The 25711-nt window shown below is 33.3% G+C and carries 15 protein-coding genes and 1 pseudogene; 4 read left to right on the forward strand and 12 right to left on the reverse strand.

Annotated features, from left to right (window positions below):
- Positions 1 to 20: 20 nt before the first annotated feature.
- On the reverse strand, positions 21 to 2369 hold the full coding sequence (locus tag Anndu_RS05010; RefSeq protein WP_464103319.1) for a putative bifunctional diguanylate cyclase/phosphodiesterase: 2349 nt from the start codon (positions 2367 to 2369) through the stop codon (positions 21 to 23).
- A gap of 353 nt (positions 2370 to 2722) precedes the next feature.
- Here Anndu_RS05010 and recG point away from each other — a divergent pair, with 353 nt between their 5' ends.
- On the forward strand, positions 2723 to 5185 hold the full coding sequence (gene recG, locus Anndu_RS05015) for an ATP-dependent DNA helicase RecG (protein WP_464103320.1): 2463 nt from the start codon (positions 2723 to 2725) through the stop codon (positions 5183 to 5185).
- 101 nt (positions 5186 to 5286) lie between these two features.
- Here the strand turns inward: recG and Anndu_RS05020 are convergent, their stop codons facing one another.
- Both Anndu_RS05020 and Anndu_RS05025 read right to left on the reverse strand, forming a co-directional pair.
- Positions 5287 to 5457 (reverse strand): hypothetical protein, encoded by a 171-nt coding sequence (locus Anndu_RS05020; RefSeq protein ID WP_464103321.1) that lies wholly within the window; start codon positions 5455 to 5457, stop codon positions 5287 to 5289.
- A 204-nt stretch (positions 5458 to 5661) separates the two neighbouring features.
- Positions 5662 to 5778, reverse strand: a complete 117-nt coding sequence (locus tag Anndu_RS05025) for a photosystem I reaction center subunit VIII (RefSeq protein WP_464103322.1) — start codon at positions 5776 to 5778, stop codon at positions 5662 to 5664.
- A 228-nt stretch (positions 5779 to 6006) separates the two neighbouring features.
- Here Anndu_RS05025 and Anndu_RS05030 point away from each other — a divergent pair, with 228 nt between their 5' ends.
- Positions 6007 to 6498, forward strand: coding sequence for a photosystem I reaction center subunit XI (locus Anndu_RS05030; RefSeq protein WP_464103323.1), 492 nt, complete (start codon positions 6007 to 6009; stop codon positions 6496 to 6498).
- Positions 6499 to 6592: 94 nt separating this feature from the next.
- Here Anndu_RS05030 and Anndu_RS05035 read toward each other — a convergent pair whose 3' ends face one another.
- The 3 genes from Anndu_RS05035 to Anndu_RS05045 all read right to left on the reverse strand — a co-directional run bounded on the left by Anndu_RS05035 (position 6593) and on the right by Anndu_RS05045 (position 13150).
- On the reverse strand, positions 6593 to 10120 hold the full coding sequence (locus tag Anndu_RS05035; protein WP_464103324.1) for a WD40 domain-containing protein: 3528 nt from the start codon (positions 10118 to 10120) through the stop codon (positions 6593 to 6595).
- Between the two features lie 205 nt (positions 10121 to 10325).
- The gene (recJ, locus tag Anndu_RS05040) at positions 10326 to 12320 is read right to left on the reverse strand and encodes a single-stranded-DNA-specific exonuclease RecJ (protein WP_464103325.1); all 1995 of its coding nucleotides are present in this window, start codon (positions 12318 to 12320) and stop codon (positions 10326 to 10328) included.
- Positions 12321 to 12412: 92 nt separating this feature from the next.
- Positions 12413 to 13150 carry a phosphocholine cytidylyltransferase family protein gene (locus tag Anndu_RS05045; RefSeq protein WP_464103326.1) on the reverse strand — a complete coding sequence of 246 codons (738 nt, stop codon included), beginning with the start codon at positions 13148 to 13150 and terminating at the stop codon, positions 12413 to 12415.
- A 178-nt stretch (positions 13151 to 13328) separates the two neighbouring features.
- Here Anndu_RS05045 and Anndu_RS05050 point away from each other — a divergent pair, with 178 nt between their 5' ends.
- Positions 13329 to 13907 carry a DUF1997 domain-containing protein gene (locus Anndu_RS05050; RefSeq protein WP_464103327.1) on the forward strand — a complete coding sequence of 193 codons (579 nt, stop codon included), beginning with the start codon at positions 13329 to 13331 and terminating at the stop codon, positions 13905 to 13907.
- Positions 13908 to 13997: 90 nt separating this feature from the next.
- On the opposite strand, the gene Anndu_RS05055 is transcribed toward Anndu_RS05050, so the two are convergent.
- Complete coding sequence (locus Anndu_RS05055) at positions 13998 to 16553, reverse strand: DUF3536 domain-containing protein (protein ID WP_464103328.1); 2556 nt, start codon at positions 16551 to 16553, stop codon at positions 13998 to 14000.
- Between the two features lie 589 nt (positions 16554 to 17142).
- Between Anndu_RS05055 and alaS the strand changes: the two genes are divergently transcribed.
- Positions 17143 to 19776: an alanine--tRNA ligase gene (gene alaS, locus Anndu_RS05060; RefSeq protein ID WP_464103329.1), complete on the forward strand. Its 2634-nt coding sequence runs from the start codon at positions 17143 to 17145 to the stop codon at positions 19774 to 19776.
- Positions 19777 to 20071: 295 nt separating this feature from the next.
- Here the strand turns inward: alaS and hemJ are convergent, their stop codons facing one another.
- The 5 genes and pseudogenes from hemJ to Anndu_RS05085 all read right to left on the reverse strand — a co-directional run.
- Positions 20072 to 20647, reverse strand: a complete 576-nt coding sequence (gene hemJ / locus Anndu_RS05065) for a protoporphyrinogen oxidase HemJ (protein ID WP_464103330.1) — start codon at positions 20645 to 20647, stop codon at positions 20072 to 20074.
- An 82-nt stretch (positions 20648 to 20729) separates the two neighbouring features.
- Entirely contained in the window at positions 20730 to 21848 is a 1119-nt protein-coding gene (locus Anndu_RS05070) for an NAD(P)/FAD-dependent oxidoreductase (RefSeq protein WP_464103331.1), read from the reverse strand.
- An 18-nt stretch (positions 21849 to 21866) separates the two neighbouring features.
- Complete coding sequence (locus Anndu_RS05075) at positions 21867 to 22490, reverse strand: GDYXXLXY domain-containing protein (RefSeq protein ID WP_464103332.1); 624 nt, start codon at positions 22488 to 22490, stop codon at positions 21867 to 21869.
- A gap of 15 nt (positions 22491 to 22505) precedes the next feature.
- Positions 22506 to 23906, reverse strand: a complete 1401-nt coding sequence (locus Anndu_RS05080; RefSeq protein ID WP_464103333.1) for a DUF2157 domain-containing protein — start codon at positions 23904 to 23906, stop codon at positions 22506 to 22508.
- 559 nt (positions 23907 to 24465) lie between these two features.
- Positions 24466 to 25692: pseudogene (locus Anndu_RS05085) on the reverse strand (flotillin family protein); the annotation flags it as partial.
- Positions 25693 to 25711: the final 19 nt, after the last annotated feature.

The following is a 25711-nucleotide window of genomic DNA, read 5'->3' on the forward strand; positions in this document are numbered from 1 at the left end:
TTATTATTTATTCCTTATTATTACTTCCATTGTGGCGATCGCATCATTAAAGCTTCCGCATCATGGACATTAAGAGGCTTTGCGAAAAAGTAGCCTTGACCGTATTCACAGTTTAATGAGCGTAAATGAGCTAATTGAATAGTATTTTCAATCCCTTCAGCGATTACATCCATTTTCAAAATATGAGCTAGAGAAATAATCGCTTTGACAATTTCCCCATTTTCATCATGGGGATTAATCCGACTGATAAAAGAGCGATCAATCTTAACCGTATTAACCGGAAAACGGTGCAGATAGCTTAAAGAAGAATAGCCTGTGCCAAAATCATCAATACTCAATTGAATATTTAGATCACGAATTTTTTTGAGGGTATAGGTAGCAGCTTCAGTATTATCCATCAAAATACTTTCAGTTATTTCAAGTTTTATATGATGTCCGGGCAATTGATACTGATTTAAAACTGAGTCAATACTTTCAATTAAATGAGGATCTGAAAATTGTTTCCCCGATAAATTAATACTCATCATCACAAAAGCATAATCTTGATGAAATTGATCCTTCCATTTTCTCAACTGACTACAGGCTTGTTTTAGTATCCATGTACCAAGGGGAACAATTAAACCCGTTTCTTCGGCGATCGGGATAAACTCGGCGGGGGAAATATATTTTTGCTCAGGGTGATTCCAACGAATCAGAGCCTCAAATCCTGCCAATTCTCCATTTTTTAGATTAATAATTGGTTGGTAGAAAAGCTCAAATTCCTCTCTTTCTATACCCCGTCTTAGATCATTCTCTAACTGTAAGCGTTTGAGGGCTTGAGTATACATCGAATGATCAAACACCTGATACTGAGCTTTCCCCTGCTCTTTGGCCTGATACATACTAATATCCGCATCTCTTAATACTTCTTCCGCATTCTGATAATTATCAGAGGATAAAGCGATGCCAATACTAGCCGTAGTAAAAATTTCATGGCCATCAATTTTAAAAGAAGTCTGCAAAGCCATATAAATCCGCTCTGCAATATCCGTTGCATCCTCCACATGATTAATATTTTCCACTAACAAAGTAAATTCATCTCCCCCCAACCTTGCCACCGTATCAATCGGCCGCAGACAAGTTTCCAAACGCCGAGCGATCGCAATTAATAATTTATCCCCTAATAAATGCCCCATACTATCATTAACTACTTTAAAACGGTCAATATCTAAAAATAAAACCGCAAATAAATAATTAGGTTCTCTTTTTCTTCTCTTAATTGCCTGACCTAAACGATCAATAAATAAAGCTCTGTTGGGTAATTTAGTCAGAGAATCATAGAAAGCATCTTGTAATAATTGTTTTTCCATCTGCTTTCTTTCGGTAATATCAATAATTTGATTATTAAAATGTAAAGGTATTTCTTCAGAATCTCTGACAATAACAACTTTTAAAATTATATCTACAATTCTCCCATCTTTAGCAAAATAACGATTTTCCATTTGAAAATCACTCATATTTCCCTTTAATAATTCCTGCTCTTTTGCTTGATGGATCGGCAGATCATCGGGATGGGTAATATGGGCAAAAGTTAAATTTAATAACTCCTCTTGAGAATAGCCTAAAGCATCACAAAGAGATTGATTAACCTTCAAAAAATTTCCTTTCAAATCAGTAATAGCCATGCCAATAGGAGCTTTTTCAAAAGTTAATCTAAATTTTTCCTCACTTTTAAGGATTAATTCCTCAGCTTCTTTACGCTCAGTAATATCTTCAGCTATGCCCACAAAACGCACGACTTTGCCATGATCATTCCTGACGGGGAAAGCCCTCACCCACACCCAGCGAATCGTTTGATCTGGGCGAATAATTCGATATTCTTCTTCAAATTCATCTCCCGTGCGAAACTGAGTTTCTAACGTGGCCATTGCCCGACAAGAATCTTCTGGATGAATGGCCATCAACCAAGATTGGGGATCCTCATAAGCACTTTGAATTGTTCTGCCCCAGACTTTCTCGTAAGCAGGGCTAATATAGAGCATTGTATCGCTATCGGAGTCCATTAAAAAAAAGACTTCCCTCACATTTTCGGCAATTTGACGAAATCTTTGTTCACTTTCTTTAATTGTCTGTAATTGCTCTTTTAATCTCTGATTTTCTTCTTGATATTCCTCGATTAAACTATGAAATTCTTGAATAGTACCAGATGAATTTTGAATCAAAGTAGCATCAATTTTGCCATCTTGCTCCTGATTTTGTTCATTTAACTCTGATTTAAGTTCTTTATTTCGTTGTAATTTTTGATTTAATTTAGTTTGGAGAGAGTTTGTTAATGATTTTAACTCTGCTAAATTAAGGTTATATTGGTTTTTATTATCTGAATTAAACATAATAAAAAAGTTTTTAAAATTTAGTTTAAAGTGAAATTAAGTAGTGACACCATGAATTAATAAGAATTAATTATCTATCCTATTATAACCTATGTTTTTGATTAATAATAAGATTGTTGTCAGAGATAAAAAAAGTTTTGTTACTGATTTATTAGTTTGAATAAGATCAAATTAAGGTAATGGCTACCATTATAAATCTTAAAAATTGATTTATTTTTTGTATAGTTATGGGTTTAAAATTATTTTATGATATAATGATCATCGTGAGTTAAGTAATTACCTAAAATCGCTCTATTTATGATTAAATAATAAATGACAGTAATTCGTTTAATTGTGAAATATTCTTAATCAAAATGAGTTTAACAGTTGATTTAATTAGATTACAAAAAGCCCTATCCGTAGAAATAGAAAAAGGTTGTATTAATTTACAAGGAAATCAATATCTTTTTCATGAATTTTTATGTTTAAACTTTCAACAACCTTGCCCCCTCAATGATTCAATTACTTTAGATAAATGGTCAAATTTAGTTGCAAAATATGATCAATATCCTAACCTATCAATTGCTGAACGTCAAAGTTTAGCCACTTTTACCAGACAGTTTTTAAATGAGATTCAACAAAGCTTAAAAGCCATTGATCACCCTCCAAAACCTAAAATACCTCAAACTAAACCTTTAATCGAGAAACCCCCTCAAACCCCCTATTCTGCGCCTATTACCCTTGAAACTTTATTAGGGGATGTGCCTCAAATTGGTAGAGGAAAAAGTCCCTATTTAAAGAGGTTAGGGTTACAAACTGTGAGGGATTTACTCTTTTATTATCCTAGAGAACATATTGATTATGCTCGTCAAGTAACTATTGCTAACTTAACCGAGGGAGAAACCGTCACAATTGTGGGAACAATTAGCCGTTGTAATTGTTTTACCAGTCCAAAAAATAAACAATTAACTATTTTAGAAATCGTAATTAGGGATTATACAGGCCAATTAAAGATCAATCGCTTTTTTGCGGGATCAAGATTTAATAACCGAGGATGGCAAGAAAAATTAAAGCGAGATTACTGCACCGGAGCTACTTTAGCGGCTTCTGGCCTCGTTAAAAAGAATAAATATGGTGTGACTTTAGACAATCCAGAATTAGAGGTTTTAGAGTCTCACAGTGCTACCATTGAATCATTAAAAATTGGGAGGGTTCTGCCTGTTTATCCCTTAACTGAGGGTGTTAATGCGGATTTAGTAAGAAATGCCATGTTAGCAGTTTTACCCTATACGGAAAAATTAAGGGATCCCTTACCTTCAGTGATTAAAAATCAATATGCTTTTATTAATTTAAAAGAAGCAGTTAAAAATATTCATTTTCCTGAAAATTCTGAAGGTTTAATTCATGCGAGAAGACGTTTAATTTTCGATGAATTTTTCTATTTACAATTAGGATTTTTACAAAGAAGAAAACAGGAAAAAAGCACAGAAAAGAGTGCAATTTTTCATCCTGAAGGGGAATTAATTACTCGATTTAATAAACTTTTGCCTTTCAGTTTAACTAATGCCCAACAACGGGTAATTAATGAGATTTTAGCTGATTTAAGTTTACCCACTCCCATGAATAGATTAGTACAAGGTGACGTGGGAGCGGGTAAAACTGTGGTGGCGGTTTTTGCCATTTTAGCGGCTATTCAATCGGGGTATCAAGCGGCCTTAATGGCGCCCACTGAAGTATTAGCTGAACAACATTATCGAAAGTTGGTAACATGGTTTAATTTATTACATTTACCAGTAGAATTATTAACGGGATCAACTAAGACAAAAAAACGCAGAGAAATTCATCGTCAATTGGAGTCAGGAGAGCTACCTTTATTAGTAGGAACTCACTCATTAATACAGGATCCGGTTAACTTTCAAAAACTAGGTTTAGTGGTAATAGATGAACAACATCGCTTCGGTGTACAGCAAAGGGCTAGACTCCTTTCAAAAGGGGAAGCTCCCCATGTTTTAACGATGACTGCTACCCCCATTCCTCGCACTTTAGCATTAACATTACATGGGGATTTAGATGTGAGTCAAATTGACGAATTACCCCCCGGCCGACAGCCGATCCAAACAACGGCAGTAACGGGACATCAACGCACTCAAGTATTTGATTTAATCCGCCGAGAAGTGGCTCAGGGAAGACAAGCTTATATCATATTTCCCCTGATTGAAGAATCAGAAAAACTTGATGTTAAAGCGGCCACAAAAGAACATGAAAGACTCAAAGAAAAGGTTTTTCCAGAGTTTGAAATTGGGCTATTACATGGGCGCATGAAATCAGAAGAAAAAGACGAAGTTTTAACGGGATTTCGTGATAATAAATATCAGATTATTGTATCAACAACTGTAATCGAAGTTGGGGTAGATGTGCCAAATGCCACTGTGATGTTAATTGAAAATGCGGAGCGTTTTGGCCTTTCACAATTGCATCAATTAAGGGGTAGAGTAGGGAGAGGAAATCATCAGTCTTATTGTTTATTAATGAGTGGGAGTAATACACCTGATTCTAAACAAAGATTGGCGGTTTTAGAACAATCTCAAGATGGGTTTTTTATCTCAGAAATGGATTTAAGATTGAGGGGGCCGGGAGAAGTTTTAGGCAGAAAACAATCAGGTTTAGCTGATTTTGCTTTAGCTAGTTTAGTGGAGGATCAAGATGTTTTAATGTTGGCAAGAGATGCGGCGGAAAAAATCATTTTAGCTGATCAAAGTTTAAATAATTTGCCTTCTTTAAAACAGGAATTAGAAATACGTTATCAAAGGATGATCGGCGGTACGGTTTTAAATTAATTTAATTATTGATGGGGGTTTAAATATTATTAAAAATGACCCTCTCCTAACTAGGGAGAGGGTTTAGGGGTGAGGGTGATGATAAATTAGGCTCAAGAATATCAATTAGTAACGATTGCTTCAACTTGAGCTTTTTGGGTTTGAGTATCAACATTGGTAATAGCCCAACGTAAAGGTTCACCCTCTTTTTGTAACTGTTTTTCAATTTCCTTTTTAAGTTTAATGGGAGTTGATTGAAGATCAACTTCGGCCGTAATAAAATGAGTGGTCATAATCAAAAATCCTTAAAATCTAAATTAATTTTAGTCAATTATATAGCACTAGACTTAACAAAAGAAACAAGTGATCTGAAAGTTAGATCAGATCACTTGTTTCTTAAATTGAGGTTATGTTATTAATTTTAGGACAAGTCTGACCCAAAATAAGATTAAAACTTAAAACTTGTCTAAAATCCTAACTAAACTGAAATCAACGAATTACGCTTCACCTTCGATATAGTTAAACAGTAATCCTAAAACTACTGCGGGCATAACTAAACCAGTCAAGGGAACGAAAATTAAAGGTAAAAAAGAAGCTGTATAAGAAGCCATCATGTTTTTAACTGTCCTTTGCTATAAATTGAAAAAAGTACAAAGTTTACTAAGTACCGATATTACAACGAAATTTTATTACTTATTGTTAAATTTATAAAGATTCTTAACAAAAATACTCAAAGTGCAATGTTATCTTAAAATAACGGATAAATAGGTTTAACATTCCTAGTTCATATACACTAACGACTCAACCATGAGTTGTTTTACTTTAAGAGGAGATCAATTTACATGAGTTTAGATGTAGTTTCCCACGGTGGCGATCCCTTAGTTGGGAATTTAGCAACACCCGTTAATTCTTCACCCTTTGTTAAGGCTTTTTTAAATAGCTTACCCGCTTATCGTCAAGGTCTTTCTGCGAATCGTCGTGGTTTAGAAATTGGCATGGCTCATGGCTATTGGTTATACGGGCCTTTTGCTTTATTAGGTCCCTTACGGGATTCTGATTTAGCCGCTACTGCTGGTTTATTAGCTACTATCGGTTTAATTTCCATTTTAACAATTGGTTTATCCATTTATGGCACTGCTGGTGTTAGCACTGCCACTGCAACTTTAACCAATCCTAATCCTCCTGAAGATTTAGGAACAAAAGAAGGTTGGAGTGAATTTGCTAGTGCATTTTTATTAGGTGGCACTGGTGGCGCATTTTTCGCTTATTTCCTCTGTGGAACACCTTATTTAGCACCCTTAGTTGATGTTGCTAGTCGTATTTGGTCTTCATAACAGACTCGATCATTAATTGATTTTTTTGATCTCAAATACAGGCTTTTGTCCTCAAGCCTTGCCCCTCGCCCTTTGGGAGAGGGGTTTACACTGTTTACTGTTCAATGTTATGACAGGCTTTTAATTTTTCTAAACTTTCGGGATGATTAACAAAATAGCCTTTTAGCCAGTTACACCCCCGATTTAATAATTCAGTTAAATTTTCAACTCGCCACAGTCTCGCCGTTTGATCTGCACTGGCCGTCAATAGATAAGGATTTTGGGCTGAATAAAGAGGACTGAAAGCCACATCTAAAACCTCCCCTTGATGGCCTCTTAATTCTCCTAAAATATCGCCGTTTAAATTCCAGAGTCTAACTAAACCATCAAAAGAAGCACTGGCGAAGATTTGACCATCGGGACTAAGGCTAATATGATTAATCGGAGTATAGTGAGCTTGTATTTTTTTTAAAATTTTACCCTTTAAGTTGATTAAACGAATCATTCCATCAGCTCCGCCGATGATAATAAACTTTTGATCAGGGCTATATTGAAGGGTTTTAATAGCGGTATGATCTTGAGTTAGGATTTTTAAAAACTTGCCATTTTGATCCCATAATCTAGTTGTACCATCATCGGAGACGGTGACAATATATTTCCCATCTGGACTAAAAACCCCCTGATTAACTGCTCCTTGATGACCCGTTAAAATCTGTAAAACTGTACCTTGATTATTCCATAAAATGGCCGTTTGATCTTTAGAAGTTGACAAGAATTTTTGACCATCGGGACTAATATTAATATCTAATATTCCCCCATTATGTCCCTTTAATTCCTTTAAAAGTTGTCCTTCTTTATTCCATAATCTAATAATTTTATCCTCACAACCTGATAAAAAGTATTGACCATCTGGACTAAAAATCACACTGGTAACAGTCTTAGGATGGGTTATTTTTTGCATTTGTTGACCTTTTAAATCCCATAATCTCAGAGTATTATCAGAGGCTGTAGAGGCGATTATCTGATTGTCAGGGCTAAAAGCAACCCTAGTTAAATTATTTTCATGGCCTTTAAAAATTAAAGATTGATCTGGCTTTTTTAAAAGCCAAAGTCGAATCGTTTGATCTTTTGATCCGGTGGCTAAAGTTTCTCCATTGGGGCTAAAAGCAACGGTTAAAATTGTTTCTTGATGGCCTTTTAAATTATGTAGTAAATTACCTTGTAAATCCCAAATTTTAATAGTTAAATCATCGGAAACAGTAGCTAATTCTTGACCATTTGGACTAATCGTAATATTTCTAATTAAATTATCATGGGCGTTAAATTTACTGATTATTTGTCCTTTGAGATCAAAAATATAAATATAATGATCCTGATTAGAAGTGATTATTTTACTCCCATCAGGACTAAATTTAAGGGATAAAATTGGCTGATCCTGTTTGAATGTTTGTTTTAAATTTCCTTGCAGATCCCACATTCTGACAGTGGCATCATTAGAGGTTGTGGCCAAAAGTTGGCTATTGGGGCTAAAAGTAAGGGCATTGATGCCCCCTTCACGGGCAGGAAAAGATTGATAAAGATTCCCTTGGCTATCCCAAATTTTAATGAGATTATCGGCTGAAGCGGTGGCAAGGTATTGCCCATCCTGACTATAGTTTAAAGCGATCACTGCGGCCTGATACTGGGTGATATTTTTGACTAAGTTGCCTTGAATATTCCAAATTTTAACGGTTTTATCGAGGGAAGCGGAGGCAATATATTGGCCGTTGGGGCTGAATTCTACCGCCGTGACTTGATCTTGATGATCGCTTAAATTAAGATATTGACTATTTTGTAAATCCCAAAGTTTAACCAGATGATCCTGTGATCCACTGACTAAATATCGTCCATTGGGGCTAAAATTAATGGCTGTAATGCTTTTCTGATGAGAGTTTAACTGATTTTTTTCTTGAATATTGTCTAAAATGGGGCGCAAGACATACATGGGGGTATGAATGGGATTTTTCCCAAATGTGAGATTGTTGTGATATTTTGCTCGAAAGTCTTGGCCTACACTCATTGCATCAATTAAAGCATTGATTTGGGCAAACTCAAATTTGTGATAAGCTTGATTGACATTTTGATCTATTTTCAAGAGGAATTTTTCTTGTTTATTATTAATTAAAAATCCCCCCATTGGGATGGCAGTAATTACGGAAATAGCTAGGGCAATGTTTGTTAATTTTAGTTTATTTTGTGAGCGGTTTTGTTGTTGTTTTAAAAGGCTGGTTTCTTTTTCTAATAAAGCTATATTTCTTTGATTTTGTTGTGTTTCAATTTTTAATTGTTCGGCTAAAAATGCTTGTTGTTTTAATTCTAAAATTTGTCTTACTTCTTCTAAATCATATTCTTGAGATGCACTTAAAAATTGATAATCTTGATAGCTTAAATTTTTATCTTTTGACCATTGTAAAGCATCTTGTAAAGCTTGGCCACGCAATAATCTTGAGGTATCAATGCGATTAGATCCTAACCAAGCAATAATAGCTTGAGAATAGGGGCGTAAATGTTCTAATTCCTGTTTAACCCATTGGGGATTAAACACCGCTAAATAAATGGGATTATCTACGATTAATTCTTGGTTTTCTGCCCTAACTAAACCGGATAAAATTAACTCATTTTGTTCAAAACTATGATCTGATTTGATCGAGCCTTTTTCTAAAATTTCTTGATATAATTCTAATAATTTTCCTAATGTTTTTTCGCTAAATAATAAGCGATCACAAATAATTTTTAAATGTTCGGGGTGATCTTGAGTTTGCCAATGATTAATAATTTCTAATCTAACAATTTTTTCTAAAATATTATTGGTATTTTCTACGGTAAAATTGAGGGGAGATTTTGCGACTAAATCACATAATTTTTGAGTTAAAAACGGTTGGCCATTTGTCCAAAAAAGAATGGTTTTTAAGACTTTTTCCGGTTGAATCACTTGATATTTTAAGCCTTCTAATAAAGGGGATGATTCCTCAAAGGTAAAACCCGTTAATTTGATAGATTTTCCTAAAGGAAAGGGAGTCTTTTTTTTATTTTTAATTAAATCAGAGGAAGACGCTAATCCTCCTATGACAAAGGTTAAGCGTTGATAATTAACATTATAATTACGTTTACTAAAACATTCTTTGATAAGAATAAAAAAATCTTCAACTTTAAAATCTAAGTTGAAAATAGTTTCAATTTCATCAATAAAAATAACAATATTTTCCTTAATTAAATGTAATAAAATATCATCTATAAATTTAGTAAAACGGTGAATATTAGATAGTTGTTGAAATTCTAACCACCAATTTTGAAAATTAAAATAATCATCTAAATTTAAACTATTAACAATTTGATCAATAATCCCTGCATACCATTCTTCAGCAGTAATATCGGAAGTGCCGATCTCCTGAAGATCAATGGCCACACATCTCACACCTTGCACCTGTAAACGATACATTGTACGGATTAAGAGGGATGATTTTCCGGTGTGACGAGCATTAAAAATATAACAAAACTCATTATTTTTTAAGCTTTGATATAATTCTTCATCTGCTTTGCGAGTGATATAGGTAGGTGCATCAAAGGGTAAACTGCCACCGATTTGATATTGATATTTGCTCATTTTCCCCGATTGTTTTATTACCTCATCAAGTATTAATAACTAGACTTAAATAATATACAGTAAATTTTTTTGTTTGTCATTAATTATTTGCGATAAATAATCAATGACAAAAGTCTTTAATTTACTTTTTTTCTTCTCACAATTAAGAAAATAAAAGCTTTTTCTTAATACTAATTTAATATAAATTTAAGCTAAATTTAGTTACCTATTTTTCCAAATGAGCTAAAGCGGTTTTTATTAAGGCAAAAAAATGTAATTGAGTTACATCAACGACTTGTGCATTTTCTCGATTTGTGCCTAATAAACCTGTTTTTTGTCCCTTTTTAACCGCTAAAACTTTACCCTGTTCATTGCGGATTCTTAACTCATTTAAAGACTCCCATAAACTACAATCATATTTTTTACCTTTATATTCAAATCTGGCTTTTTTAATATTAGCAAAATTTTGATAATTATTCTGATCTATATTCTCAGTAGCCGGCCGAATTCCCACAATTTCAATTTGAATAGTTACTTCATTTTGCCAAAGATTTTCTTTAATTTTATAGGCAAGATCTACCACTGAAGGTAACGGCACAAAATCACCAAGTCCCCAGCCCATAGCCTTTATTTGACAAGTATTTCCCTGTATATTTTGAGCTACAATAGATTTTAAATGACCATTACGATTTTCCTGCTCAATAATTCTAACTTGGGGTGTCCAAAAAATCGGTTCATTATTATTAATTCCCCAAGGTTGAAGTTGATCTAATTGTTGATAAAGTTCCCTATTAATCTGATTAAAATTAAGTTGAGTATCAATTTTAACTAAAGGTTTTAAATGATGGGGTTCAACCGATTGATGTGCAAATTCACTTAATCTTTCTTCAAATTTTGCTAAATTTTCAGCCGGAAAAGAAAACCCTCCGGCCGCTTTATGTCCTCCATATTTTCCCAATAGATCTTGACAGTAATTCAAGGCCGAAAAAACATTAAATTCATCAATTCCCCTTGCTGATCCTCTGATCATTTCAGGATTTTCTTCCTCATAAGTTCCAATAAAAACGGGCGCACCATAGCGATCTTTTAGGCGAGAAGCCACAATGCCGATCACCCCATGATGCCATCCCATTTTAATAACTATAATTACTCTTTTTTCTTGCCAATTAATCAATTGAGTTTCAATTAATTCTATTGCTTCCTTGGCAATTTCTTCACATAATTTTTGACGTTCATTATTAATTTGTTCACATTGCATTGCCTTTTCTAAAGCAATACCTTCATCCTCAGTTGTTAATAGTTCAATTGCTATTTGTGGATCAGCAATTCTTCCAACTGCATTAATTCTAGGGCCTAATTTAAAACCAATATCATCGGGTTTTAATTGTTTTTGTTCTTCCTTAATTCCTGACATTTGCATTAAGGCTTGTACCCCTTTAATTTGTGATTTAGGAATTAATTTTAAACCTCTTTTTAACCAACGGCGATTGACACCATTTAAAGAAGCAAGATCCGCAATAGTTCCTAATGTAAATAATTCTAAAAGTTGAGCAGTCAAACCTTTTAATGAGTCTAATTCTTGGGCTAAAGTTATGGCTAAAATATAGGCAACTCCCACCCCTGCCAAACTGCGATAAGGTGAATTTTCAGGTAATAATTTGGGGTTTAAAATAGCATTAGCTGGAGGTAAATTATCTGGTAAATCATGATGATCGGTAATAATAACATCTAGCCCTAAATCCCTAGCCATTTCTATTGCTTCAAAGGCAGAAATACCATTATCAACTGTTAAAATTAAACCAATATTTTCCTCGGCCAATTCATTAACAATTCTTTGATTAATTCCATAGCCGTCTTTCTGGCGACTTGGAATAGCATAAGTTACATCAACCCCTAAATGTTTTAATGCTCTTAATAAAAGGGCTGTACTTGTCATTCCATCAGCATCATAGTCTCCGCAAATTGCAATTTTTTCTTGATTTTCAATCGCTTCTTTTAACAGTTCAATACTCATTTCTAAGTCGGGAAATTCCTTTAATGGTGGGGGCAATTTTTCCCATTCAGGATCAATATAACTACGGGCATCTTCAGTAGTTCTTAAATTACGATTACATAAAATTTGAGCGATAATAGAAGATACTCCCAATGTTTGAATTAACTGATTAATAATTTCGAGATCGGGATTATTAATTTCCCATCTTTGCTCAGGTAAATTTTTCATAAGTAATAAGTAATAAGGGATAATTGATAATTAATAAATAATAATAGATAATGGATAATTAACTGATAGCTGATAGCTAATAAATAACTAATCTAAATATTAGGTAAAATTTGCTCTTTTGCTTTAATAATATCTTCTGGAAAATCAATTTCAATCCATGAATAACCCGTAATATCTTCAAAGCCAAAATCTTGAGGATTTTCTAACAATAAATCCCTAATTACATCTTCATAGGGTTCATTTTCCAGATTATTTTTAGCATAAAAATCCGCTCTTTGTGCTAATTTTTGCGCTCCACTCCCAGAAAATCGGAAAAAACCCACAGATTCCCCCCAAAAATCAAAATTTAATTCGGGATCAATTTGTTTTCTAAATTCCACCAATAACCCATCTTTAACACATAATTTAACAGGCTCTACTCCCTGTTCAAAATTACGATCTAAGAGGAAACAATTACTAATATTTGTATTAACTAATCTCTCTAAAATATGAGGATGATATAACACATCCGCATCCATTAATAACAAGTCTTCTCCCTGTTCTAAAATCTCTTTTGTACACCATAAACTAATCACACTTCCTTGGGTAAAATTAGGATTATCAATCGTTTTTACCCAATCATTAAGATTTAAACGATCAATCTCATTTTTAATCATTTCTGATTGATAACCCACCACTAAAATTATTTCTTGAATGGCTAAACATCTTAATAGTTGAAAATGACGTTCTAATAAAGAAATTCCCCCAAATTTTAGTAATGATTTGGGTAAGTTTTCTGCTTCTTTGCCCAGTCTTTTGCCTACTCCGGCCGCTAAAATAATTGCTTTCATTCTTAATTTTTCTTTCAGATAAGGATTTTTTGATTTTACTTTATTGTATCAATCAACTGACAATTGACAACGGAAATTTTTAAAATTATCGGGTATCTTTACAATTTTGTCTAAAAAAATTGTAAAATATAATAATATTTATTTTTTGATTCATCTGCCTTTTTAAATTTAATTTTTTATGAATACAGAATTTAAAGCTTCTGAAACTGTGAAAATTCTTGTGGAAGAAAGAATTGTACCCATTCAACATTATTTAAGTCAACCTGAGCGCGTTGTCAAGGCGATCGCCGAAAATACCCCAATGGAACATTTATCGGGCGATCGTTATTTATTGAAAATGCGCCCTTTAAATTTTATGGATCTTTATGAGTTTCAACCTACCGTTGTCTTAAAAGTTTGGTCGGCTGATCACGGAATTATTCATTTAGACTCACAAGAGTATGATATTAAAGGATTAGATGCTCACAAACATTGTTTTTATTTAAAATTAAAAGGACAATTAGCACCCTGTTTAATTAATAAAAAAACTTATCTAAAAGGAAAAGCGGATCTAGAGGTGAAATTTCAACTTCCTCCGGCTTTATGGATCACCCCAAAATCTTTATTAGAAATGGCTGGAAATAGTCTTTTAAAAAGTGTTTTATTGAAAATAAAACAAAAATTATTAACCCAATTATTAACAGACTATTATCATTGGAGTCATTATATTTCTTTAATTGAAACTGATCCCATTAATCAACCAAAATTAACAATTTAATGTTAAAAATAACCAATTTTAATTTTAACAAATATCTTCAGCAATAGTAGAGACGTGCGATGGCAAGTCTCTACATATATATTAAATATATCAATATAAACTATACACCCCTAGTATTTTTCCTAATTGGAAAATACTTTTTAATTTTACAGTTGGCCAGGGACAAGAACCATTATAATTTTTTTCTAAACAGTGAGGAATTATCCGTTGATGTAAATAATAAAAATAAGTTTCCTGTGCCTGTTCCAAACTAAGATTAAGTTTGAGTTTATTGCCAATATTAATTACTTGTAATAATTGCTCAATTTTTATTTCTAAATGATCGTTTTTTTCTTGATTCAAAATATTATTTAATTTGTCTAAAATGAATTTTTCTAATGTTTTTTTCCCGTCCGCAATTGTTAATTTACATTGTAAACTATTCACTTCCGAGGCGATCACCATTAAATTACCAAGGTGAGTTTTATGAGCCTCTAAATCTTGAGACTCGATTAAAGCAGTAAGAGAATTGAGCCAACGATGAGATAAAGCCACCTCAGCCGCTACCTGTAATTCCTGTGGCACAGGCAACTCATTGCGATTAAAAGCCATAATCATACTAAAATTATCACGGTAAACCTGCGTATAAAGCTGATCTAAACGCTTTTTAGTATTCTGAGCTAATTTTTCCATAATAATATGGCGTTCCTCAGTAAATAAATTTTCTAAATTAAAAAATTCATCACCAAATAACTCATTCATAGCTAAAATTATTTCAACAATACTTCCTTTATTTAAAGTGTCAAATAACTTTTCTTTTAATTTTCCGTACTCGCCACGCCCCACAAATGGCTGAATACAACAGTGAAATTCCCATCCCCCTAAATGTAAAACTGCAAAAATATAATGAGCATTCTCCTGTGTCATTTGTGAGGTTAATTGTAATTGCCCTACCGCTAATTTTAACGAACCGATTTGTCTTTTTTGATAGTCTAATTGATGGGCATTATAACAATAAATTTGTTCATACTCAGTATAATTAGTAAATAAAGAGCTAATAGCATAATGGGCGGCCACCTGTTTAAAACCGATTTGAGAGGGAATTACCATTTTTTGATAAATATTAGCCCCGTCTTGATATTTTGCCAAATTACTAGGAGCTAAAGCTAAAAACTCTAAAAATTGTCTTTCTAATTGAATTTCCGTTAATTCTCCCGCTATTTCTAAGGCTCTTGAAGCATAGCGTAAAATTTGCACCCCTTCGGGGCGAGAAATTTCCTCAAAAAACCAACCACAACTGGTATACATTAAAAGGGCATGACGTTGCATCTCTAATAAACGTAAAGCATCTATTTTTTCTTCTTTACTAAGTAAATGATCCTGATGATAAATAAAAAAACGCTCTATATTTTCGGCATTTCGATCTAAAATAATATCAATATATTTATCCCTTGCCCCCCAAGGATCAAGGAAAAATTTAGGAGCTAATTGGTCATAAATTTCTATTAATTGATCCCGTAGCCAGTCTAAGGCATTGCGTAAAGGTTTACGCCATTTTTGATGCCATTCACCGCCCCCCCCACAGCCACAGTCATCTTGCCATCGATCGACTCCATGAGAACAACTCCAAGCGGTAACAGGTTTTAACTCGACTTCCCATGTGGGGGGATGAAGACTCAGATAATGAGCATAATTACTCACAATCCAACCCCTTTGGGGAAATACCTGCGTTACGGCGTAGGCGATACATTTTTCCGTGCCATACTTATGATGGCCGAAAGTTTCTCCATCGGTGGCTACACTGATGAGTTGACTGGGGCGGTGATCTCCTCTGACGGCCTGCCCTAAACGACTAGCAAAGATAGAGGCACTTTGTAAAACATCGTTAAAACCCATGTCACGGGAGATCGGCCCATCATAGAAAAAAATATCAAGATATTTTTCTGAGTTTTGTGACAAATAACAACGGTAGGGGCGAGTGGGATCAATTTGTGAGCCTCCCACTTCTAACCATTCAGGCTCAGAATTTTCCTCTGTTGGAAAAGGTTTACATCTTTGGGCTTGTGAGGGTGCAAGGATGATAAATTTAATATTTTCCTCAATTAATCCTTCTAAAGTTTCATAATCAACGGCGGTTTCTGCTAACCACATTCCTTCGGGATCACGCTGAAAACGATGATGAAAATCCTCTTTTCCCCAACGAATCTGAGTATATTTATCTTGTTTATTAGCTAATGGTAGGATAATATGGTTGTAAGCTTGGGCGATCGCATTGCCGTGGCCGTTTAATCTTCTAGCACTGAGGCGATCAGCCTCTAATATTTTTTGATAAACTTCTAAATCATAGTTTTCTAACCATGACATTAAAGTAGGGCCGATATTAAAACTCATATATTCATAATTATTAATAATACCGACAATTTGTTGTTGATCATTAACAATTCTAGCAAAGGCATTGGGGCGATAACATTCATAATAAATACGTTCATTCCAGTTATGAAAAGGAGCGGCACTAGGTTGTTTTTCAATAATATTTAAGTAAGGATTTTCACGAGGCGGTTGATAGAAATGACCATGAATTGTAATATAAATTCCAGTAGAAGTTGGTAGATGTGCAGATTGAATAGTGTTATGTTCAGCTTCTTTATATTCAGTAATAAAAGTCATAATTTCTCCTTGATTAAATAATTAACGAGTTGACGATTTCTATTAACTTTCAAAATAAATTAGTTAACTTTAATTAATAATGATACAATTATAGGTAAGTTAAATTTTTATTATTCTAACAAGACTTTTTGATTTCGGATAAATTTGAGCAAAATATTAATATTTGTTTACATTAATCTTTATTGATCTTGATAATTATGTTAATTAGATGATAAATTTTCTAGGAATTTTTAATATTTGGACTTTAGAGAAAAAAGAAAAAGTTTTAAATTAAAGCTATTTTTTGTTTCAATAAAAAAGTGTATTATTTCAATCATAATACACTTAAATAATAAAGAGATTAATTAATTTTTAGGTAGTTGCTAAAAAATCAACTTCAACTATATTAGATTTTCTTTCTGATGATCTAAGCTATTTATTAAATTCCTTGCGAGGATCAATTAAGGCTTTTGCTTTAGTTTATCGGCTGATTGACTACTCATAGAAAAAATTTTTTAGCCAAAAATATAGTTTAATCTATTATAACTTTAATACAATTAAATACACAAAAAATGTAACAATAGTAAAAGTAAATCTATCATTAAAAACTATGACAAAACAACCTCCAAAATTAACAGGAAACGAAATTAGAGATAAATTTCTCAACTACTTTAACTCTCAACAACATCCCATTTTACCCAGTGCTTCCCTTGTGCCGGAAGATCCCACCGTATTGCTGACTATAGCGGGAATGTTGCCCTTTAAACCGATCTTTTTAGGGCAACAAAAGCCCGATCAGCCCCGCGCTACCACCTCTCAAAAGTGCATCCGTACTAATGATATTGAAAATGTGGGGCGCACCGCCAGACATCATACTTTTTTTGAGATGCTCGGAAACTTCAGTTTTGGGGATTATTTCAAGGAAAAGGCGATCGCAATGGCTTGGGAGTTGTCAACTCAAGTTTATCAGCTTGATCCTCAACATATTATTGTGAGTGTCTTTGAAGATGATGATGAGGCTTTTGCGATTTGGCGAGATCAAATCGGTATTCCTGAACATCGGATTAAGAGGATGGGAGAAGATGATAATTTCTGGAAGTCGGGTAATACTGGTCCTTGTGGCCCTTGTTCTGAGTTATATTATGATTTTAAACCAGAATTAGGTGATGCTCACATTGATTTAGAAGATGATAGCCGTTTTATTGAGTTTTATAATCTGGTATTTATGCAATATAATCGGGATGCAGAGGGTAATTTAACTCCTTTACAAAACAAGAATATTGATACAGGTTTAGGCTTGGAAAGAATGGCTCAAATTTTACAAAAAGTACCCAATAATTATGAAACAGATTTAATTTTTCCCATTATAGAAACGGCGGCTAAACTAGCAGGAATTGATTACAAAAATAGTGATGAAAAAACGAAAGTTTCCCTTAAAGTTATTGGTGATCATGTGCGCGCCGTTGTGCATTTAATTGCTGATGGGGTGACGGCTTCTAATACTGATCGAGGTTATGTTTTACGGCGTTTAATTCGTAGAGTTGTGCGTCATGGGCGTTTAATTGGGATTGAAGGTAATTTTATTAATAAAGTTGCGGAAACTGCTATTAGTTTATCACAAAAAGTTTATCCTAATACCAGAGAAAGAGAAAGTTTTATTAAACAGGAATTATTAAGGGAAGAAGATAATTTCTTAAAAACCTTAGAAAGGGGTGAAAAACTATTAGCTGAAGTAATATCTAAACAACCGCAATTTATTTCAGGAGTTGATGCTTTTACCCTCTATGATACCTACGGTTTCCCCTTAGAATTAACCCAAGAAATAGCAGAAGAAAGTAGTTTAAAAGTTGATGTGGAAGGGTTTAATCAAGAGATGAAAATTCAACAGGAACGCTCAAAGGCCGCCCATGAAACTATTGATTTAACTGTACAAGGTAGTATTGATAAATTAGCAGAACAGATCCACCCTACTCAATTTTTTGGTTATGATAATTTACAATATCAAGCCATAGTTGAAGCCGTATTATTAGAAGGTAAAACTGTAGATATTGCTCAAGCAGGTGATAAAATTCAATTAATTTTAAATGAAACTCCCTTTTATGCTGAGTCTGGCGGTCAAATTGGAGATAAAGGTTATTTAACAGGAGATAATTTACTAATTAATATCACAGATGTTCAGAAAGAATCTGGCTTTTTTGTTCATTATGGGAAAGTTGAAAGAGGTACAATTAAGGTTAAGGATACCGTCAACGCAACCATTGATCGGGGTTGTCGTCGTCGCGCCCAAGCTAACCACACGGCCACCCACCTCTTACAGTCAGCTTTAAAGAAAATCGTTGATCCTTCTATTTCACAAGCGGGATCCCTTGTTGACTTCGATCACCTTCGTTTTGACTTTAATTGCCCCCGTGCCTTAAAATCAGAGGAATTAGAGCAAATTGAGAGCTTAATTAATCAGTGGATTGCTGAGGCTCATGATACTGATATTAATGTGATGCCCATAGTAGAAGCTAAAGCTAAAGGCGCGATCGCCATGTTTGGGGAGAAATACGGCTCAGAGGTGCGTGTAGTGGACATTCCGGGGGTATCAATGGAATTATGTGGAGGTACTCATGTTAAAAATACCGCCGAGATCGGACTATTTAAAATAATATCTGAAACGGGTATTTCTTCAGGGGTAAGACGTATTGAAGCAGTCGCTGGGGCTTCTGTTTTAGAATACTTAAATATCAGGGATCAAGTAGTAAAAGAATTGGGTAGTAAATTTAAAGTTCAACCTGAAGAAATTACCGATCGAGTGAACAATTTACAAGCAGAATTAAAGTTAACTCAAAAAGAATTAGAAGCGGTAAAAAATGAACTAGCTTTAGTAAAATCTGAAGGTTTAATTAACCAAGCTGAAAGTATTGGAGAGTTTAAACTTTTAGTGGCCAATTTAGGAGAAATTGATCCTAAAGCATTACAAACAGCTGGAGAAAGATTACAACAAAAATTAGGAGAATCGGCCGTAATTTTAGCATCAATTCCTGATAGTGAAAAAGTGTCTTTAGTAGCGGCTTTTAGTCAAAAAGTGATTAAAGAAAAAGGCTTACAAGCGGGTAAATTTATCGGTGAAATTGCCAAAATTTGTGGCGGAGGTGGCGGAGGTCGCCCCAACTTAGCCCAAGCGGGAGGTCGTGATCCTAATAAGTTAAAAGAAGCTTTAGAAACTGCCAAAGATCAGTTAATTAAAGCTTTAAGTTAAGCTTTAATTGAAACTCAAATAGAGCAAAATATTAAGAAAGCAATACCTTTATCTTATCTCTTAATTTTTAGCATTATATTTTCTTATGTTATGTGGGTAATCATATGAACTTTAACATAAGTTAGTATTATATAAAGGTGGGGAGAACCCACCTTATACCATTTACAAACAGTAGCTACATTGTAAAATACCTGAAATTTTTGTAAATAAACTATTCCATTAAACTACGTCTGAAGTTACGTTCTGTAAATGGTATTATATTTTTAATCCTCTACTTTTAAGTAGAAGTTATTGTTTATTTAGCAATTAATTGTTCCTCTAAAAGTTGTTTTTCTTTGTCCTTTCTGCGTTTTTTCGCATATAGTTGAATAGTGACAGCCATTAATAAAATTAAGGCCGCTATTAACCATGTAGTTGCATCTAAAGGTAATTGATTTTTAAAAATAGCTAATAACACAATTACTACTAATAGAATAGTGGGAGCTTCATTCAAGGCGCGAAATTGTTGACCCGTTAAATTGCATTGATTTTGTTCTAATTTTTTCATAATTCTAGCACAGAAAAAATGATAAATTAGTAGCAATAAAACCATCCCCAATTTAAGGTGAAGCCACCAATCTTTTAACACATCAGGCTCAGTTGTTAAAAGCCCAATCGCCATTGCTACGGTTAAAATCATCCCAGGAGTAGTAATAATATTATAGAGACGTTTCTCCATAATTATATATTGATTTTTAAGAATAGTTTGAGCGGGTTCAGATTCTTGATTTGCTTCTGCATGATAAACAAACAGACGCACTAAATAAAATAAACCTGCAAACCAAACCACCACACCAATAATATGAAAAGCTTTAAACCAAAAATATGCCATTGTTTTTTATGATCTCAAAGTAAAATTGTTTTTTGTCTTGAGTTTAATAATTGTCAATTGATAATTTTAACAGCTTTGTTGATCAATTTAATTGATTTTCTAAATAATTTTTAATTAAAATAGCGGTGGCAGGTGCTAATAAAATCCCATTACGATAATGACCAGTTGCTAAGAAAATATTATTAGTTCCGGTTAATTTTTCAATAATAGGAGCAGGTCTATTTTCAGGGCGTGGCCGTTGACCAAACCATTGTTTTATAATAGTATGATTTTCTAAAAATGGACAATAGGAAAAAGCGGCTTTTTTCACTTCTTCTAATAAGTTTTGATTCATAATAATTTCTCCTTGTTCGTTGGGAAATTCAACGGTTGCACCGATCCAAAATTCATTATTTTTTAAGGGAACAATATGCACATCATTACCTGTAATAACTGGTTGAAAATCAGGGTTAAATTGGGGATTAATTTGATTAATTTTCACTTGTAAAGCTTGACCTAAAACAGGGCGAAGATCGAGCGGTTGAGGAAAATTTTGAGTCAATTCTTTTGTGCCTAATCCGGCGGTAATAATGATAAAATCAGCTTTAAAATTACCCTCTGAGGTTAAAACTTCCTCACAATTAATGTTATTTTCTTTGAGAAAGCTTGTATTTAAAAGTTTTTGAACTTTGACCCCAAATTTACATTCAACCCCGTTAATTTTCGCTCCTTTGATCAGTGTTTGAGTTAATTCTGTGGGGTTAACTTGACGATCTTGGGGGGAATAAATAGCTCCAATAATATCATTAATTTCAACGTGAGGACAGTTTTTAAAAACTTGATTTTTGTCCCAAATTTCTAAATGATAACCTTGATTTTTTCTAAGTGAAATTAACTTTTGCCATTGTTCTAAAGAGTCTTCTGGAAATAATAATTTAAGGATTCCTTGTTGATTAAAATTAATAGTTTGTTCGGTTAATTTTTCCAATTCAGGAATTAAACTATTATATCTTTCTAAACTTTGTTGACGTAATTTCCAGCCCCTTCCTTTAATTTTATGGCTAATAAATCCCATTAAAACACCTAAGGCCGCACCGCTAGAATGTAAAGCTGGAGCAGTTTCTTGTTCTAATAAAGTGATTTCATATTGAGGGTTTAAACTTAATTCATAAGCAATAGTCGCCCCAATTATTCCCGCACCAATAATAATAATTTTTGTCATTTTTGGTTATTTTTTTTATTAAAAATGATAATTTTGATCCCCTACCCATAAACTAATGGGGATGGCATTTCCTTGGGTATCTACTTTAATTTCTACTACAAATTTTTGATTATTTTGAAGTTGAATTTCATTAATTTTATTATTAATTTCTTCCCTTCGACTTTCGGGAAAATAATATCTTTCTAAACCATATTGTATCATGTTATATTGGGTAACTCCTTTTAAGATAATTTGATTAGATTTAATCTCTTTAGGATAGGTTAAACTAATAGCAATAGGTTGCCAAGGTAAAGGGGGTTTTTGGTTTAATTTTTTAGGTTCTTCTAATGTTAAATAAATGGTAGTATTATCAGGTAAATCATAATAATATTGCGGTTGATTAACTTGATTATAAACCTCTTGCCAACCTTTTAATTCTTTTAAATTATTAGTTTGGGAAATGGTATAACTTAAAGTTTGAGAATAGCCCCTTAATAATTCATAAGGATCCACAGGTTGGGTTTGTAAAATCACGGTTTTTCCTGTTGTATAGGTGTAAAAACTATGGGCAGGAACGGAGAGAATTAAGGCTAATTGTAATAATAAAGGGAACAAAAATTGCCAAAGTTTAATCTTTTTTTGTTTGGGTTGATCTGTAGTCATTTTTGATAATTACTCCTAAGATTGATTGAGATTTTTAACATATTTTTCAAACCATAATCCGGCTATAATAATTCCAATTCCACAGAGGAAAAAGACAAAAGCTTTTAATAATAAACTGGTATCATATTCTACGGTACGGCTGAAAATTTGTAAGACTAATAAAATAATTCCATACCAAAAACCGCCCCTTTTTCCATTACTTAATGATTCCCTAATTAAACCAATGGCAAATAAGCCTAAAAATACATTAAAAATAAAAATTCCAAGCCAACCAATCGGTGTAAAAGTAATATGAATAATTAAACAAATTGATGTTAGGAATAATAGGGCGGCGATCGCTGTGGAATTAATGTCTATTTTCCAGATTTTTTGTTCATTATTTAAGCCTAATCTCCACCATGCCAGTAAAGTTAAACCGAATAAAATAAGGGGATCTATTAAACTCAATAATTGATACCAATTAAAATCTATTTCATTAGGAGAAAAACTATTTTCCCATAATATTTTAAAGGAAAAAATATAAAATAATCCCCCTAAAAAAAACAGTGCTAAATAACGAGAAATTGTGGCAAAACTTTGAGATTTAAGGGGCTTAATTGTCCATAAATTTTCTTGATAAGCATAGAAGAAAGCAGGTATTAAACAAGAAGCACTAACGGCAATTAAACTGCTTAAAAATGGTGAAAATTCAACAATTTGACTAGCATTTGTGATTAAATTAGCCACAAAAGTATAATTAATTAAAAACACCGTTAAACCAAACGTCCAAGGTGATTGACACCAATAGGCTAAACAGATTAAACTTGTGCCAATAATTAAGGGAAAATGTTTGATTAAAATTTGAAAAATTAGGGGCTGATTAATGCTATAAAAAATATCAGAATAACCCCATAAATAACTAATAGTTAAAAGAATAATTCCAAAAATAGATAAAGAGGTAATTCTTAAGCCAAAAGCCATCGCAATTACCCCGATTCCCCAAATTAAATATAATTGATAAATTGCGCCGCTTTGATGGAAAAGTTGAGACATTAAGCCTAAATTTGCTCCGAAAATTAAAGCCCCTAACAAAAATAAACCTAAGCCTAAACGATGTTGCCACCCTGAAACAGAATTTTTCCACAGATAAAAAGCACCAATATTAGCTATTAAGAAAAATCCTACTAATATTATCACTTTAATTTCTCTTGTCCATTCTTGCCAATTAGCCGCTACAAAGGTAATAACAGCTAATCCCAATAAAAAACTACCAATAGAAAGTAAAATAATAATAAAACGGTTTCTGGTTGCTGTTGCTAATTGATCAAATTGATAACGTGCGGAAAGTTGGTCAAAAATGGTTGAATTAATAATATTTTCTTCTTGCCATTTTTGAGCTTCTTTCATTAATTGAAATCGGAATTTTTCGGAAACCATAAATATAAATTAAGCTTTAATTTTAATAGAAATTAAGTTCAAATTTTGCCCTTTCCCCTTGCTAGAAAGGGCAAAGACCTTAAAGCAATGGATTTTGAGCAGAATTAACTTCTAACCAATTTTCCAACAAATTAACAGAAACCTGAATCAAAGGATGGTCAAAAATCTCCTCTAAAGCTTGTTTTCCACCGTTTTCTAAAGCTTTTTGTAAACGGTATTTTAATTGGGGAGAATTTTTAACCATTTGATAAATATAGCGCTCTATAATTTCCTGATTAGCGTTATTAAATGCTAATTTATCTAATTGTTGTTTCACCTCTGCTTTTAATGTTTGATCCACTGAAGAAAATGATAATTGTTCTTTCTTTTCTGCCTTAATTTCAGTATGTGATTTCGGCTCTTTTTTTGCCTCATTATTCACATTTTGTTTTACTACAGAAGGTGGAGATTGATTAATCACAGGTTGATTGATCACAGGTGTTTTTTTCTGACTAGATTCTGAGTTTAAATGATGAACTGGTTTTTCACTATGTTCAGAGTTTTGAGAGGGTAAAGAACCCATCTGATTAACAATTTTAACTAGATCCATTCCGGTGGCTTGACGTAATTGTTCCAGAAAAGAGGCCATTTTAGTAACAGTATTTCCATCTTTACTATTAATAACTGTGACATTTTGAACATCAACTTCCGGCACGGATTGAACTAAAGTTTTTAAGAGAATATCTAACTTTTGAAATAGGAAAATTTCTCTGGCTGATGATCCTGCATTTTTCCAAGATTCAGCTAAACTTTTAATCCCTTCAACTTGAGCTTTTCCTGCTTCAATAATAGTGGACGCATCCCCTTGAGCTTGGGCAATTGCCTTTTTACAATTTGCTTCAGCAGGTGCTACAACATCGGCTTGTAATTGTTGTTCAACCTGTTTAATTCTTTCAGTTTGAACTGATACTTCAGCCTGTCTTTTAACAACTTCGGCCGCAATTTCTGCTTCTACTTCTGCCACAATTGCTTCTCTTTTGGTTAAAGCATTTTTTAACCTTAATTCTGCTTGAGCTTTGGCTATTTCAATATCTCGATCGATCCGTCTTAAGGCCGTAATTTTTTCATTTTCGGCCGCTTTGATCACTGACTCAGCATGGGCTTGAGCTTCAGCAATTCGCGCATCTCTCATTAAATCTGCTTGTTGTTTTCGGCCAATTGAATCTAAATAAGATACCTCATCAGAAATGTTTTGAATTTGCAAATTATCCAACACTAAACCTAATTTTTCAAGGTCATCTTCCGCTTCTTCTAATAAACTTTTGGCGAAAGCAATTTTATCTTCATTAACTTGTTCAGGGGTTAAACTTGCTAAAACTCCGCGCAAATTTCCCTCTAATGTTTCTTTAGCAAATCGCTCAATTTCTTTGCGATTTTTCCCCAATAAACGCTCAATTGCGTTGTGAATTGTTGGTTCTTCTCCTGCTATTTTAATATTGGCTACACCTTCCACTCTTAAAGGAATACCGCCTTTTGAATAAGCATTTGTTACCTTCAATTCAATGATCATATTAGTAAGATCCATTTTGAAGGCTTTTTCTAATAAGGGAGTACGGATAGCACTACCCCCTTTAATTAAGCGATAACCAATTCTTTTTTTATCTCCAGTAGTGCTACTACTTCCTGCAAAAATTAGGATTTCACTAGGCTGACAAATATAATAGAGGTTGCGTAATACCATGACCCCCGCACTTGTACCTAATCCTAACATAAATAAAACAGTTATAATGACTGAAATTGGATCCATAATTGCCCTTTTTAGTATT

The organism is Annamia dubia NIES-4383 (assembly GCF_055394725.1).